Annotated in this window: 15 protein-coding genes; 8 read left to right on the top strand and 7 right to left on the bottom strand. The window is 71.4% G+C overall.

The window, feature by feature from the left end; all coding sequences use genetic code 11:
* Window positions 1–4: 4 nt before the first annotated feature.
* The 3 genes from OG446_RS20575 to mshA all read right to left on the bottom strand — a co-directional run bounded on the left by OG446_RS20575 (window position 5) and on the right by mshA (window position 3834).
* Entirely contained in the window at window positions 5–1726 is a 1722-nt protein-coding gene (locus OG446_RS20575; protein WP_328898355.1) for a glycosyl hydrolase family 28-related protein, read from the bottom strand.
* A 164-nt stretch (window positions 1727–1890) separates the two neighbouring features.
* Window positions 1891–2418: a YbjN domain-containing protein gene (locus OG446_RS20570; RefSeq protein WP_328895423.1), complete on the bottom strand. Its 528-nt coding sequence runs from the start codon at window positions 2416–2418 to the stop codon at window positions 1891–1893.
* Window positions 2419–2469: 51 nt separating this feature from the next.
* Window positions 2470–3834 carry a D-inositol-3-phosphate glycosyltransferase gene (mshA, locus tag OG446_RS20565; protein WP_328895422.1) on the bottom strand — a complete coding sequence of 455 codons (1365 nt, stop codon included), beginning with the start codon at window positions 3832–3834 and terminating at the stop codon, window positions 2470–2472.
* 242 nt (window positions 3835–4076) lie between these two features.
* Between mshA and OG446_RS20560 the strand changes: the two genes are divergently transcribed.
* The 3 genes from OG446_RS20560 (at window position 4077) to OG446_RS20550 (ending at window position 7836) form a co-directional block, all read left to right on the top strand.
* Complete coding sequence (locus OG446_RS20560) at window positions 4077–4853, top strand: class I SAM-dependent methyltransferase (RefSeq protein ID WP_328895421.1); 777 nt, start codon at window positions 4077–4079, stop codon at window positions 4851–4853.
* Window positions 4854–5115: 262 nt separating this feature from the next.
* Complete coding sequence (locus OG446_RS20555; RefSeq protein WP_328895420.1) at window positions 5116–6174, top strand: C40 family peptidase; 1059 nt, start codon at window positions 5116–5118, stop codon at window positions 6172–6174.
* Window positions 6175–6495: 321 nt separating this feature from the next.
* Window positions 6496–7836: a PP2C family protein-serine/threonine phosphatase gene (locus OG446_RS20550; protein ID WP_328895419.1), complete on the top strand. Its 1341-nt coding sequence runs from the start codon at window positions 6496–6498 to the stop codon at window positions 7834–7836.
* On the opposite strand, the gene OG446_RS20545 is transcribed toward OG446_RS20550, so the two are convergent.
* From OG446_RS20545 to OG446_RS20530, 4 genes are all read right to left on the bottom strand, one after another.
* Window positions 7818–8153, bottom strand: coding sequence for a DUF2516 family protein (locus tag OG446_RS20545; RefSeq protein ID WP_328895418.1), 336 nt, complete (start codon window positions 8151–8153; stop codon window positions 7818–7820). The genes OG446_RS20550 and OG446_RS20545 overlap by 19 nt on opposite strands.
* 117 nt (window positions 8154–8270) lie before the next feature.
* Window positions 8271–8906 (bottom strand): hypothetical protein, encoded by a 636-nt coding sequence (locus OG446_RS20540; RefSeq protein WP_328895417.1) that lies wholly within the window; start codon window positions 8904–8906, stop codon window positions 8271–8273.
* A 43-nt stretch (window positions 8907–8949) separates the two neighbouring features.
* Window positions 8950–9414 (bottom strand): helix-turn-helix domain-containing protein, encoded by a 465-nt coding sequence (locus OG446_RS20535; RefSeq protein WP_328895416.1) that lies wholly within the window; start codon window positions 9412–9414, stop codon window positions 8950–8952.
* Between the two features lie 229 nt (window positions 9415–9643).
* On the bottom strand, window positions 9644–10090 hold the full coding sequence (locus OG446_RS20530; RefSeq protein ID WP_328895415.1) for a MarR family winged helix-turn-helix transcriptional regulator: 447 nt from the start codon (window positions 10088–10090) through the stop codon (window positions 9644–9646).
* Between the two features lie 109 nt (window positions 10091–10199).
* Between OG446_RS20530 and OG446_RS20525 the strand changes: the two genes are divergently transcribed.
* The 5 genes from OG446_RS20525 to OG446_RS20505 all read left to right on the top strand — a co-directional run bounded on the left by OG446_RS20525 (window position 10200) and on the right by OG446_RS20505 (window position 14959).
* Window positions 10200–11123, top strand: coding sequence for an alpha/beta hydrolase (locus OG446_RS20525; protein ID WP_328895414.1), 924 nt, complete (start codon window positions 10200–10202; stop codon window positions 11121–11123).
* A 135-nt stretch (window positions 11124–11258) separates the two neighbouring features.
* Entirely contained in the window at window positions 11259–11771 is a 513-nt protein-coding gene (locus tag OG446_RS20520) for an NUDIX domain-containing protein (RefSeq protein ID WP_328895413.1), read from the top strand.
* A 127-nt stretch (window positions 11772–11898) separates the two neighbouring features.
* Window positions 11899–12993 carry a MerR family transcriptional regulator gene (locus tag OG446_RS20515; RefSeq protein WP_328895412.1) on the top strand — a complete coding sequence of 365 codons (1095 nt, stop codon included), beginning with the start codon at window positions 11899–11901 and terminating at the stop codon, window positions 12991–12993.
* 163 nt (window positions 12994–13156) lie between these two features.
* Window positions 13157–13894, top strand: coding sequence for an alpha/beta hydrolase (locus OG446_RS20510; protein WP_328895411.1), 738 nt, complete (start codon window positions 13157–13159; stop codon window positions 13892–13894).
* Window positions 13895–14125: 231 nt separating this feature from the next.
* A complete protein-coding gene (locus OG446_RS20505) occupies window positions 14126–14959 on the top strand; it encodes an NAD(P)H-binding protein (RefSeq protein ID WP_328895410.1) in 834 nt (277 codons plus the stop codon).
* The last annotated feature ends 68 nt before the right edge of the window (window positions 14960–15027 follow it).

Genomic DNA, 15027 nt, shown 5'->3' with positions numbered 1-15027 from the left:
TCCTTCAGCGACCCAGCGCTCGTTGGGCGTCATGGAGGTTGGCCGGCCGGACGGTCTCCGGGGTTCCGTACGCCTCCAGGCGGGTGTGCAGGTCGCCGGTGAAGTCGGGGACGTCGATCTGGTCGAACTCCGTCACCTCGCTCACCCCGACGGTCGCGCTGTACGGGGCGAGGCCGTCGATCCGCATCAGGCCGGCCCGGCCGTTGGTGACGCGGATGTTCCAGTGCGTGAAGCGGGCGCCGAAGAGCGGTCCGGCGCTCGCGTCGCCGCCGTGGCGCCCGTTGTTGTTCACGGTGATGTCGGTGCGGACGTTGGCGAACGGCATGCCCCGGTGCGAGTCGAAGGTGCCCATCTCCATCACGCCGCGCGACCAGACGTTGTAGCTGGACAGGCCCTCGACGTTGATGCCGTGCAGCTGGGTCCCGGAGGGCGCCGGGACGGTGCGCTGCTCGATGGTGAAGTCCTCGATCAGGTTGTCGTGGCTGCCTTCGCGGCAGTAGTACGGGTGGTGCGAGCCGCGCCCCGCGACCTTCGTGCGGCGCAGGGTGCAGGCGGAGGCGCCGATGAGGCCGAAGCCGTTGTCGACGTGGCGGACGGTGATGTCGTCGGCCCAGCAGTCGTACGCGCACTGGAACGCGACGCCGTTGTAGCCCTTGTCGAGCAGGTGCGGCGACTGCGGGGTCTCGACCGCTTCGAGGGTGAGGCCTTCGACGCCGGAGCCGGTGAGCGGGGTCGCGAGGGTGGTGAGGCGCGGGTCCCACTCGGGGCGGACGTCGAGCGGGAGGGGCCGCTCCAGGGTGACCCGGCGGCCGTGGACGGCGGTGATGCGGACGGGCCATTCGTAGGGGACGTACGAGGTCAGCTTGGTCTTGTCGTCCCAGTAGTACGCCTCCGGTCCGGCTCCGTCGCCCGCCATGTGCTCCAGGAGGGTGTGGGCGGAGTCGTCGGCGAGCCGGAGCAGGACGAGTGCGCCGCGCTTCAGCTTCCGGGTGTCGTCGACGGTGATCGTGCGATCGCCCAGGCGGGCGGGGGCGACGGTGGTCAGGGTCTGCCACTCGTCCCGCTTGTTGCCGGTCCAGCCCTCGAAGGGCCAGGCCTTCGCCTTGATGGCGTCGGTGAGCGAGGTCCAACGGGCCTCGGGGCAGAGCCAGATGAGCCCGCCGGCCCAGGACCAGCTGGACTTGTCGCCGCCGTATCGGCTGCCGTACGCGCCGATGAGCTCGGTGAGGTTCTTCGTGGCGTTGAGTGTGGTGCGACCGCTGCCCGCGCCGCGCACCACGACGTTGCTGTGGCCGATACGGATGATGTCGTCGATGCGGTACGTGCCCTCGGGGACGATCACCGTGCCGCCGCCGTGCTCTCCGGCAGCGGCGATGGCGCGGTTGATCGCGGGGGCGGCATCGGCGGAGTTGTCCGGCCGGGCGCCGTAGTGCAGGACGTTGGCGGTGAAGCCGTGGCCGGTACGGGGGCGGGGCAGCGCGGAGCCGCCGCGGTAGCCGGCCCGGCCGATGAACGGGATCTGCGGGTGGGTGAAGGGTGCTGCGGTGAACTCCCGCCAGAGCGGGGACAGCGGTGGCCGCCCGCCGACCGGGGCGCCGGTGCCGCCGCTCGCGGCGAAGGCCGTTCCGCCTCCGAGCGTTCCCGTTGCCGCGGCCACGGCAACGGCCACCGCGCTGCCGAGCAGTCCACGCCTGCTGAAGTTCCTCTGCGTCGCCTGGGGCGCCATGAGCCGGTCCGCCTTCCATGCTTGCACTGCTTTTCATGGATGTGAACGATGTTCATATCTGCGTCGGCGGTGAGCATGCCACGAGCCCCGGGCGCAGCGAAAGAGTTGCGCACCGGGGAAACGTCAGGCGGGGGAACAGGCAGGGAACGGCCGGGCGGTAGCCGTTAGTCCGCTGGGCGCTGGGTCAGATGCGTGAACGCTTCCAGGTTGCGCGTGGACTCCCCGCGCGACACCCGCCACGCGTACTCCTTGCGGATCGCGCTCGCGAAACCGAGTTCGAGCAGGGGGTTGAAGGCGCCGTCGGCAGCCTCCAGGACCACGCCGAGCAGCCGGTCCAGCTCCCCGGGCGTCACCACGGACAGCGGCAGTTTGCCGACGAGGTAGACGTCCCCGAGCGAGTCGATCGCGTAACTCACGCCGAACAGCCGGAGGTTGCGCTCCAGCAGCCAGCGGTGCACCGCCGCGTCGTTCTCGTCGGGGTGCCGGATGACGAAGGCGTTGAGGGACAGCGCGTGCGTGCCGACGATGAGCGAGCAGGTGGTGGCGAGCTTGCGGGTGCCGGGCAACTGGACGACGTAATGGCCGGGCGCGGGGCTCTCGTAGTCGAGCCCGGCATCCTTCAGCGTCGCCCCGATGACCTGGGCGACCTGTGCGACCTGCGGCGTCGCCGCTTCCTCGGGTACGTCAGCCATGGAGCGAGCGTACGTCAGGCGCCGGGTGCGGGTCCGGCGGGAACCCCCGTGTCACCCGTGGTGCGAGCGGACCCGGCGCCGGTGGTCCTGCACCGCGTCGGTGTACACGTCCGCGGTCGCCGCCGCCGCCGTGTCCCAGCCGAAGCGCTGCGCGTGCGCGGCGGCCTCGCCGCCCATCCGGTCGACGAGCTCGGGCGCCACCGCGAAGCGCTGAAGCACCTCGGCGTACGCCTCCGGGTCGTGCCCGGGAATCAGGAAGCCGCTGACGCCGTCCCGTACCGCCACCGGCAGTCCGCCCACGGCGGCGGCGACGACCGGGGTGCCGGCCGCCTGGGCCTCTATGGCGACCAGGCCGAAGGACTCGCTGTACGAGGGCATGACCAGCACGGACGCGGCCCGGAACCAGTCGGCGAGCTGGTCCTGCCCGACCGGCGGGTGGAACCGCACGACGTCCGCGATGCCGAGGCGGGCGGCCAGCTTCTGCAGGCCCTCCGGCTTGGCGAGCCCGCTGCCGCTCGGTCCCCCGACGACCGGCACGACGATGCGGGAGCGCAGTGACGGGTCCCGGTCCAGCAGCGCGGCGACGGCCCGCAGCAGCACGTCCGGGGCCTTGAGCGGCTGGATGCGGCCCGCGAAGAGCGGGATCAGGGCGTCCTGCGGCAGCCCGAGGCGCGCGCGGGCCGCGGCGCGGCCGTCGGCGGGGCGGAAGCGGTCCAGGTTGACGCCGGGGTGGACGACGGCGACGGCGCCCGGTTCGGCGTCGTAGAAGCGGACGAGCTCGTCCGCCTCCTCGGCGGTGTTCGCGATCAGCCGGTCGGAGGCGTGCACGATCTGGGTCTCGCCGATGACGCGGGCGGCGGGCTCGGGGGTGTCGCCCTCGGCGAGCGCGGCGTTCTTGACCTTGGCCATGGTGTGCATGGCGTGGACGAGCGGGACGCCCCAGCGCTGCGCGGCGAGCCAGCCGACCTGGCCGGAGAGCCAGTAGTGGGAGTGCACCAGGTCGTAGTAGCCGGGGCGCTGACCGGCCCACGCCTGCATCACGCCGTGCGTGAAGGCGCAGAGCTGGGCGGGCAGCTCCTCCTTGGCCAGCCCTTCGTACGGGCCCGCGTCGACGTGCCGGACCAGGACGCCCGGCGCCATCTCGACGGCCGGCGGCAGCGCGCCGGTGGTGGAGCGGGTGAAGATCTCGACCTCGATGTTGATCGCGGCCAGGCGCTTGGCGAGCTCCACGATGTACACGTTCATGCCGCCCGCGTCACCCGTACCCGGCTGGTGCAGCGGGGAGGTGTGCACGGAGAGCATCGCGATCCGGCGCGGCCTGCGGGGGCCGCCGGGGAAGGAACCGGTGAAGCCTGCGGGGAACCTGAGACGCGGCGCGACACGGCTGCTGCCGAGCCGGGAGACGTACTGACTCACGTCGTCCGGTCCTCCTCGCTCAGGGCACTGGTACCGACTTCGTTCACGGCATGGCACGAAAAGGGCGCACGGTCCCCTCTCGGAAGGCGCACGGTCCCACCCGGAAGGCGCACGGACCCTTTCGGAAGGCTGAACAGCGGAACTCCTCCTTTCATTTCCGCTTTGCCAAATCATTACGGTAGGGCTCCGGCGTGTCGCGACGCACGGCCGCCGGGCCCGGCCGAGTGGTTACGCTCTGTGTCATGCGCCCGATCGGCACCGCCACCCGCGGGACCACCAACCCGAACCGGCTGCGCCGCATGGACCGCTGGATCGCCGCCACGCACGGCCCCGCCCTGCGCCGCGCCGACGCCCCCGTGGCGGTCGACCTCGGGTACGGCGCCGCGCCCTGGACCGCCCTCGAACTGCTGGAGCGCCTGCGCACCGCCGAGCCCCGCACCCGTGTGGTCGGCATCGAGATCTCCCCGGAACGCGTCGAGGCGGCGCGGCCGTACGAGCGCGAGGGCCTCACCTTCCGGCACGGCGGCTTCGAGATCCCCCTGCCGGAGCGGCCCGCACTGATCCGGGCGGCGAACGTCCTGCGCCAGTACGACGAGGCCGAGGTCGCCGCCGTGTGGCAGCGGCTGTGCGACCGGCTCGCGCCGGGCGGCCTGCTGGTGGAGGGCACCTGCGACGAGATCGGGCGCCGCCACGTCTGGGTGGCGCTGGGCCCGGAGGGCCCCCGCACGGTCACCTTCGCGACCCGGCTCGGCTCCCTCGGCCGCCCGTCCGACCTCGCGGAGCGGCTGCCCAAGGCGCTGATCCACCGCAATGTGCCGGGCGAGCCCGTCCACGCCTTCCTGCGCGACTTCGACCGGGCCTGGGCGGCGGCGGCACCGTACGCCTCGCTGGGCGCCCGGCAGCGCTGGATCACGGCCGTGCGGGCGCTGTCCGGCGCGTGGCCGCTGACGGACGGCGTACGGCGGTGGCGCCAGGGCGAAGTGACGGTGAAATGGGCGGCACTCCAACCAGAGCGGTAGCCCAGCACACGGAGAACAGGGTGAACTCTCCCGGCGCCGGGAACGTCGGCACGGCATCGTTCGTCCCTGAACAGGGGGGCCTGATCCACACGGGCGGACGCCAGGGGCCGGGGAGCGCCAAGGGGGTTCGCGAGCTGCGGAGATGTGTCAGCCTCTGTTGCTTTTCGGTAGGGCATGGCACGATCTCGTCGGCGCCATAAGTTACTGACGGTAAATCAGATCCGTACCGCATCCGCAGGGATCCGCTCGGAGGGGGAGCTTCGTGTACCGACGCCACTGTGCCGCTGCCGCGATCACTCTGGTCTGCGCAATGGCCGTCCTGGCCTCACCGGTCCAGGCCTTCGCCGCACCCGCGCCCCCCTCGCCCGCCGCGGACCGGCCGGTGAAGAAGAGCCTCGAAGAGGTGCGCCAGGAGATCGACGGCCTCTACCGGGCCGCCGGATCGGCCACGGACGCGTACAACCTCGCCGAGGAGAAGACCAAGAAGCAGTCGGGCGAGATCGTCAAGCTGGCCCAGGCCATAGTCGAGGGCCAGGCGAAGATCGCCGAGCTCAAGAGCAGAGCGGGCGCCCAGGCCCGCGAGGAGTACCGCAACGCCGGACTGCCCCCGGGCGCCCGGCTCATGCTCAGCGGGGACCCGCAGCTCTTCCTGGACGGGATCGGCCGGGCCCAGCAGGGCCAGAAGGCCGCCAAGGGACTCCTGGGGGAACTGAACAGGACCCAGGAGGACTTGAAGACGTACACGCAGGACGCGAGCACCAACTGGACCAAGCTCGAAGCCAATCGCGTCAAGCAGGCCAAGGCCAAGAAGAAGATCAACGAGCAGATCGCGGCGGCGAAGAAGCTGGAGTCCCAGCTGGAGAAGAAGGAGCGCGCCCGCCTCCTCCAGCTGGAACAGGAGGCGGAGTACAAGTCGCAGAGCGCCTGGCTGAGCTCCGGCGCGCTGAAGGAGATCAACCGCGGGGCGAGCGCGAGCGGCAAGAAGGCGGTGGCCTTCGCAACCTCCAAGATCGGCCTGCCGTACGTGTGGGGGGCCGAGGGACCCAAGTCGTACGACTGCTCCGGACTGACCTCGCAGGCCTGGGCATCGGCCGGCCGGCCGATCCCGCGCACCTCGCAGGAGCAGTGGCGGCAGCTGCCGCACATCGCGATCGAGGACATGCGCCCCGGCGACCTGATCATCTACCACAGCGACGCCAGCCACGTCGGGATGTACATCGGCGACGGCGCGATCGTCCACGCCCCGCGCCCGGGCCGCGACGTCACGCTCGCCGGAGCGGGCTCGATGGAGATCCTCGGAGTCGTCCGCCCGGACAGCTAGGACCTCTCGCCCGGATCAGGTCGGATCAGGTCGGATCAGTGAGCAGGGCCCGGTGCGTTCGCACTGCGCGGGTACCGGCGTGAGCGGCGCCACTTGGGCCCGGGAGGGCGGCGTGACCTTTGTCATGCCGTTCCGGGCGCCTCGGAACGGCACATCGCGCCGGATCCGTGACCTGACGCGGCTTATGGCGGTGCATATGCCGGAGGCCGAGTGCCGTGCACCATTCCGTTCCCGCATCCCGTACCGCTATCGTCCCCGTCTGGCGGGTCGTCGATCGTCGTTCCGCCGCGCCCTCGGGGGGAGGGAAGGAAACCCGAACCGATGCCCGTACCCGTACCGCAGCAGCGTGCCGTTCCCGCTGCGGAGGCCAGCAACGGCACCGACCTCACCCTCCTGGTGATCGAGGACGAGCCGTCGGGCACCTTCAGCGTCCCGGAACTCTCCGCCGCGACCGGTGCCCGGGTCCGTATCCGCGCCGCCCGCAACCTGACCGAGGCGGGCCGGCTCCTCACCGACGACGTGGACTGCATCCTGCTGGACCTGGCGCTGCCGTCCGGCGACCGGAGCGCGGAGGCCGACGGACTCGCGACCCTCCAGCACGTGCTCCGGATCGCGCCCCGGCACGCCGTGCTCGCCCTCACCGCCGAGGACGACGCGGAGCTGGCCGCCGAGGCCGTACGGGTGGGGGCACAGGACTACCTCTTCCGCGGCGAACTCGACGGCAGGCTGCTCAGCCGCGCCATCCGCTACGCCGTCGAACGAAAACGCGCCGACGTCACCCAGCACAAGCTCACCGAGTCCCGGCTGCGCGCCCAGGAGAACGCCCGGCTGGAGCGCGGCCTGCTGCCCACCCCGCTGCTCGACGGCTCCGATCTGCGCTTCGCGGCCCGCTACCGCCCCGGCCGCAGCCGCGCCCTGCTGGGCGGCGACTTCTACGACACGGTCCGCACCCCTGACGGCACGGTGCACGCGATGATCGGCGACGTCTGCGGACACGGTCCGGACGAGGCGGCACTCGGCGTCGAACTGCGCATCGCCTGGCGGGCCTTGACCCTGGCAGGACTCTGCGGCGACGAACTGCTCTCCACGCTCCAGCAGGTCCTGGAGCACGAACGGGAGAGCGAGGAGATCTTCGCGACGCTCTGCACCGTCGACATCGCCCCCGACGGCCGCCGCGCGGGCCTGTGCCTGGCGGGCCATCCCGCACCGCTGATCGCCCGGCGCGGACGGGCCGCGCACCTGCTTCCGTACGAGGACGGCGGACCGGCGCTCGGTCTGCTGCCGCGCGCCCGCTGGCCGCGCCGGCAGGTGGAACTGGGCGGCTCCTGGAGCCTGATGATGTACACGGACGGGCTGATCGAGGGCCGCGTCGGCAACGGCACGCAGCGCCTCGGCCAGGACGGGATGGTCGCGATGATCAACCGCCAGCTGGCCGAGGGCCTGGCCGGCGAGGAGCTGCTGGAAGCGGCGGTCACGCACGTCCGCGAGCTGAACGGCGGCGAGCTGACCGACGACGTCGCGGTCCTCCTGCTCGACCGCGACCAGGACACCGCGCGCGACACCGCCCGTAACCGGGCGCAGAACGGCGGCCGGGGCCGGAGCATCCCTCGCCCCCGCCCCGGACAGGTGTCACCCGCAGGCGTTCAACGCCCGCCGTTGTAGGGCCCGTACGGCCCGTCGCTGCTGGATCCGCCACTCCGGCGGCCACCGCCGGACACGGCCTTGAGTGCGGGCCGTACGTCCACGAAGAACACGATGGACGCGATCAGCCCGGCGATCTGCAGGAAGAGCATCGGCACCCAGAGGTTCACCACCACCGCGATGCCGAGAATGATCAGCCAGAACGACTTCTTCTGCTTGTCCGCGGCGCGGTAGGCGTCCTCGCGGGCGATCGCGGCCATGATGAAGGCCGCCACGGCGAGGACGGTCATGACCGTGAAGATCAGCCCGAGGATGGAATTGAAGCCTTCGAGCAACATGAGGTGCACCGCCTAGTGAGTGGATGAGCGCTCGCGGCCAAGGTACCGGGACAACGACCGGGGCATGTGAAAAGGTGCCCGCCCGCCGCCCCGGCACACCTGCCGGGCAACGCCGCGCTACTTGGTGGTGGGCGGCGTGGTCTTCTTGGCGGCGGGCTTGCGCGCGGGCGCCTTCTTGGCGGGCGCGGGCGACGGCTTGGGCGCCTCGGCCTTGACGGTCTTCGGCGCGGGCTTGACGGCAGGCGCCGGCTTGGCGGCGGGCTTCGGCCCGGGCTTGGCCGTCTCCGGCTTCGACTCCTTGCGCGGCTCGACGACGACGGCGATCTCGACGATCTCCTCGGCGGTCTCGCCCCGCCACGTCCGCACGCTCTGCTCGCCGCGCTCGGCGACCTTCTCGTACGTCTCCCGGGCCCTGACCGCGTACTCCGCGGCCACGCCGACGCCGCGCAGCGCCAGGTCCTGGGCGCTCTCGCCCAGCTTCTTCAGGTCGGTGTCGAACGCCCCGATCACCTCGGTGACCTTGGCCTGGAAGGTGGCCTGCGCCTCCTTGGCCTGCCCGGCCACCTTCTCCTGCACGGCCTTGGGGTCGGTGTTGCGCACGGCCTCGATGCGCTCCGGCGCCTCGGCGCGCAGCTGCTCGATCAGAGCCGGAACCTTGCGGGCCTGCTGCACGGCGAGATCAGCCGTGCCGGCGGCGAAGTAGAGGGGGGTCGGGTCGGTGAGGGTCTTGCGCAGGTCATCGGTGATGGCCATGACTGTGGTCCTCCCGGATCATCAGACTCAGTGATTCAGTGACTCACTGTGAGGGTTTTGAAGGCTTTGAACCTGTATCGGCAGCACTGCCGTCGGCACTGAAGGGCTCATCCGCACCGGATGGGTGCCCCTCGGCGTCCGCGGGGTCCACGGGCTCGTCCTCGAACCCGTTCTCCTTGCGGAAGGAGGCGTAGATCTGCAGCAGCACGCTCTTCTGCCGCTCGTTGATCGACGGATCGGCGAGAATCACCGCCCGCGTCTCCAGCTCGTCCCGCTCCCGCTCATCCAGGATCCCGGCCCGTACGTACAGGGTCTCGGCAGAGATCCGCAGCGCCTTGGCGACCTGCTGGAGGACCTCGGCACTGGGCTTGCGCAGCCCGCGCTCGATCTGGCTGAGGTAGGGATTGGACACCCCGGCGGCATCGGCGAGCTGCCGCAGCGACAGCTGCGCGGTACGGCGCTGCTCGCGCAGGTACTCGCCGAGATTGCCGACGTTGAGTGAGGCCATACGTCGATAGTGGACCCATGGCGCTAACTATTGCAAGCAGGTGCTTGCAAAAGTGTGCCGTACCACTCGGACGGGCGACCGGGGCCGCGCACGGCAATTGCCGTCCGAGCGCGACCTCCGCCGTGACCGCACCGGCAGGGCCCACCCAAGGAGGCCGCTCCCCCGGGGCCCAGCGCGCCGGTTGCCGCCGCCCGGCCCCTGCGGTATTCAGCCGACTCCGCACGGACCCTCAGCCCGGTTGACCCTGGCCGTCCGCCTCAAGGCTCGCACGGAGAGCGGCCAGGGTGGTGGCAAGGCGCTCGATGTCGGCGGCGGGAACCGTCCGCGTCAGCGAGGCGAGCGCGCCCTCCACCACGGGCCGGGAGGCCGCCAGCACCTTCTCGCCCTCGATCGTGAGGCGCAGCACGGAGGAGCGGCGGTCCTGCGGGTGGGCGACCCGCACGCACCAGCCCGCGGCCACCAGCCGGTCGACCGCCTTACTGACGGCCCCCACGGTGATCGCCAGCTCACCCACGATGTCGAGCACGCGACACCCGTCCACCCGGTCGATGATCTGCAGGAACTCGAACTGACCCAGCACCAGACCGTGTTCGGCACGCAGCCGGGCGCTTACGGCGTTGTAGAGCCGGGTCTCGACGCGGACGAGATCAAGGAAGGCCGGCGTGACGTGGCTCACAAAACCTCCAGTAGATTCCCGGGAATCATCTTCCCGGGAATCCGGTTGGGCATGGACAGATGGATTCCGAGGAATCCATCCTCGCATCCCGACCCGATGGAGGCCCACCATGTCCCGACGCCAGCGCCAAGCCCTCGTCGCCCGGCTCCGCTCCGTCCCGCGCCCAGAGACGCAGCCCACCCCCGCCGAGATGCGCGGCTCGTTCGCCGCGGCCATGACGCGGCCGGCTCCGGAAGGCGTCGCCACCCGCAGGACCGTCCTGGGCGGGCGGCCCGCCCTGGACCTGGAGCCGGCCGGAGCGGCAGACCGCGGACGGCTCCTCTACCTCCATGGCGGCGGCTACGTCATCGGCTCATCGGACACCCACACCGGCCTGGCCGGTGAACTCGCCGCCCGCACCGGACTGCGAGCGACATCGGTGGACTATCGGCTGGCTCCCGAGCACCCCTTCCCTGCGGCGGTCGACGACGGACTCGCCGCCTACCGCGACCTGCTGGCGACCGGAGCCGACCCGCGAGAGATCGTCGTGGCAGGTGACTCGGCCGGTGGCGGCCTGAGCATCGCCACCCTGCTCGCCGCCCGCGAGGCCGGGCTGCCGCAGCCGGCTGCCGTGGTGGTCTTCTCCCCGTGGGTCGACCTCACCCTCTCCGGAGAGAGCATGCGCACCAAGGAAGACGCCGACCCGATCTTCACGGAGGCCGACGTGCGCGCGTACGCGGATCTCTACATCGGATCGGGCAACCGCGACCACCCCCTGGCGAGCCCGGTGTTCGCCGACCTCGCCGGCCTGCCCCCGATGCTCGTGCAGGTCGGCGCGGACGAGGTGCTGCTCGACGACGCGGTCCGCCTGGCCGCCCGCGCAGGTGCCGCCGATGTCGAGGCCACGCTGGAGATCGGGCCGGGTCTCCCGCACGTCTATCAGACGGAGTACGGGCGTCTCGACGAGGCGGACGCCGCACTCGACCGTGCCGCCCGCTTCCTCGCCGGCCACCTCGGGGCCCTGGTCGGCACCGGTCACGTACGGGAGCGATGAGCAGGAGCGTTCGCAACCTCTGGCGCAGCGGTCACGGGCCGATTGCAGACGGTCCGTCGGCGTACGACGACGCCTGTCGTGCTCAGCCTCGATGACCGAGCGCGAGAGGCGGGTTTGTCAGTGGGCTCTGCCAGGGTGTCCGTCGTGGACGAACTCGTGGAGCGTGTCGACGATCAGGACCGTGTGCTGGGGCCGGTGGTCAGCCGCCGGCGGGCCGTCCGGGAGGGCTGGCTGCACCGGGTCGCCGTGACGGTGTGCCGTGATGCGCGCGGTCGGATCCTCGTTCACCGGCGGTCGGAGGGGCTGTCGCGCTTTCCCGGGTGCTACGAGGTCGTGGTCGGCGGCGCCGTGGGTGTCGGAGAGTCCTATGAAGAGGCCGCCGCGCGGGAGCTGGCCGAAGAGCTGGGCGTGCGGGTGCTGCCGCGCTTGCTGTTCACGTTCCTCAACCGCAGCGGCTTGAGCCCTCACTGGCTCGGCGTCCACGAAACCGTGGTGCCCGACACCGTGGCCGCCGATGCCGACGAGGTCGCCTGGCACGGCTGGCTGAGCGAAGCGGAGCTGCGGTCGGCCCTCCTGGAGTGGCGCTTCACGCCCGACAGCCACGAGGCCTTCAGCCGGTACCTCGCGTTCCGGGCTGCGCGGTCCTGACCTTGCCCGTTGCTCGGGCCGGGTGCCGGATGGAGGTCAACCAGGGCCCCTTGGTTGACCTTCACCTTGGGGGAGCCCACAGCATCGGTGGTGCCGGGCGACGCGCCCGGTATGAGGAGGAACGGGCATGGAGCTGCTGACCATCGGGACGTTCGCGAAGGCGTCCCGGCTGTCGCCGAAGGCGCTGCGCCTCTACGACGAACTCGGGCTGCTGACACCCGCCCGCGTCGACGCGGTGACCGGCTACCGCCTGTACGCACCGGCCCAACTGGATCAGGCCCGGCTGGTCGCCTGGCTGCGACGGCTCGGGATGCCTCTCGCTCGTATCCAGCAGGTCTGCGCTCTGGAGGCGGGTCCGGCAGCAGAGGAGGTCCGCGCGTTCTGGGCCCAGGTCGAAGCCGACATCGCCGCACGGCGGGACCTGGCCACCTTCCTCATCGACCACCTCTCCTGGAAGGACCCCGCCATGTCTGCGCTCACCAAGCCCCTGGGTATCCGATACGCCGCACTTTCCGACACCGGCCTCGTCCGCGAGAGCAACCAGGACACCGCCTACGCGGGGTCCCGTCTGCTCGCCGTCGCCGATGGCTTCGGCAGCGGAGGTGCGCCCGCGAGCGCCGCCGCTGTCGACGCGCTCAAGAGCCTCGAAACCGCCGGCATCCCGGCGGGCAGTCTCCTCAACGCCCTCGAAGCCGCGATCGGCCGCGCCGAGCAGGCCGTGCACGGCGTTTCCGGAGCCGGTCCGTCCTCCGAAGCGGCCGGAACCACACTCACCGCGATGCTCTGGACCGGCACTCAGCTGGCCCTCGTCCATATCGGCGACTCCCGCGTCCACCTCCTGCGCGACGGGGAGCTGTTCCAGATCACCCACGACCACACCGTGGTGCAGTCGATGATCGACGAAGGACGCATCGGCCCGGAAGAAGCCGCCTCCCACCCCCAGCGCTCCCTGCTGATCCGCGCCCTGGGTCAGGGCGCGGACGGCACCCCCGACATGCGTCTCCAGGACGCTCAGCAGGGAGACCGCTACCTGCTCTGCTCCGACGGGCTGTCGGCCGTTGTGCCGGCCGAGGAGATCCACCGGGTGCTCCACGGGATCGGTGAGCCCGAAGACGCGGTCCGCGAGCTCGTCGCCCTCGCCAACGGCTCCGGCGGCCCCGACAACGTCAGCTGCGTGGTCGCCGACGTCGTGGAGCTCCCGCAGGCCCCGAAAACCCGTTGACGGGCCACGCCGAGCCGCTGCTACTCTCCCGGAGGCCGTGCGAGAGAACGAGGAGGTGGTACCCGTGAACGCAGTATCGACATGGGTGCTCCCTTCCGGAGTCATGGTCGGGCGATAGGTCGTCCGGGAGCGCCGCATCTGGGCACTCCCGAAAGGCACGACCATGCAGTTCACTTCCGAACAGCACCTCGACGACGGCGTTCTCGAACGCGCATTCACGCTCGGCGAGATCCCCGGCATCCTGTGGACGCCCGTACCGGCGTCCTCGTCACCGTCGCCGCTGATCCTGCTCGGCCACCCTCCCCTCGGACTGGACAGGATGTACCCGCGGCTGGCGGCCCGGGCCCGGCACTCCGCGGCGCAGGGCTTCGCCACGGCCACCATCGAGCTCCCGGGAAGCGGCGACCGGCCCCGCCTGCCCGTCGTGGACCGGGCCCGCGCCGGCCTGCGCCGGGCGTTGGAGGCCGGCGAGCCGGTCAGCGACGAGATCATCGACGCACTCGTCCTCCCGCTGGTCGACCAGGCGGTCCCGGAATGGCAGGCGGCCCTGGACGCCCTCCTTTCGCTGCCCGGAATCGGCGGCCCGGTCGGGTACTCGGGGGGCGTCATCTCCCTCGGCATCCGGCTGGCGGTGGTCGAGCCGCGCATCGCGGCCGCCGGCCTCTTCGCCGGGAGTTTCGTGCCGCGTGCCACGTTCGAGGAGGCCCGCCGGGTCACCATTCCGCTGCACGTCCTGTTGCAGTGGGACGACGAGGGAAACGACCGGCAGGCGGCCCTGGACCTCTTCGACGCCTTCGGGTCCGAGGAGAAGACGCTGCACGCCAATATGGGCGGTCACACCGGCGTCCCGCAGTTCGCCGGGGACGACGCGGCCCGGTTCTTCATCCGCCATCTGAAGTGAGGCGGCCCGGACGCCACGCCGTCAGCGGACGGTAGGCGCTACCGCCGGACGCAGACGCGCAGTGCCCCTACCAGCCGGTAGGGGCACTGCGCGTCTGCGTCGACCGGCGTCCCGACTCGGTACGAATGCCCGGCAGGCGTGCTCAACGGCCCTTGACCTGAAGCACGATTGAGCTTCTAGCGTGTCCCTCGGCCGAACACCGATGAACACCGACGCCGGGAGAACACGCTCATGATCCTCGTGACCGGAGCCACCGGAAACATCGGCAGCGCGCTGCTGAAGGAGCTGCACGCAGATGGCGCCGGGCCGCTGAGAGGGCTCACCCGTCACGCCGCACAGGCCGCCTTCCCCGAAGGAGTCGAGGCCGTGCAGGGCGACTTCGCGGAGCCGGCGTCGTTGAAGGCCGCGCTGGAGGGGGTGCGTGCGCTGTTTCTCGTATCGCGTCTGGGGCCGGACGCCGACATCCTCGAAGCCGCGCGGCAGGCGGGCGTGCGGCACGTGGTGCTGGTGTCGTCGATCACCGCCCTGACCCATCCGCACCTCGTCCCCGCCCAGGAGAACCTGGCGGTGGAGCAGTTGCTCAAGGAGAGCGGTATGGCCTGGACGATCCTGCGGCCGACCCAGTTCGCCTCGAACACCCTGATGTGGGCGGCCTCGGTCCGTGAGCACGAGACCGTCCGCGCACCGTACGCGGACACCGCACTGCCGACCATCCATCCCGCGGACATCGCGTCGGTGGCACGGGTGGCCCTGACCGAGCCCGGCCACCAGGGACGCACGTATGCCCTGACCGGCCCGGAACCGGTGTCGGCCCGCCAGCAGGCCGAGGCCGTCGCGGCAGCGCTGGGCCGGGAAGTGCCCTTCGCCGAGATCAGCCGCCGGCAGGCCCACGCCCGGATGGCCGCGGTCTTCGGAGCGGAGGCCGCGGACGCGGTGCTCGACGTCACGGGCGGAGACGTCAACGACGAGCTGCTGGCGGTACGCGACACGGTTCCGCAGGTCACCGGGGCCCCGGCCCGGCCGTTCCGGCAGTGGGTTGCGGAGAACGCCGCGTCCTTCCGCTGAGATACGGCCGGTGTCCGTTCTCCGGAGGGCGGCGCGTTCCAGCGGTCCTTCGCCCTAACCCCCGGCCC

This window comes from Streptomyces sp. NBC_00236, from assembly GCF_036195045.1.
GTDB lineage: Bacteria > Actinomycetota > Actinomycetes > Streptomycetales > Streptomycetaceae > Streptomyces.
The sequence above is the reverse complement of the archived record's forward strand: the minus strand, read 5'-3'. Positions and strand labels throughout refer to the sequence as shown.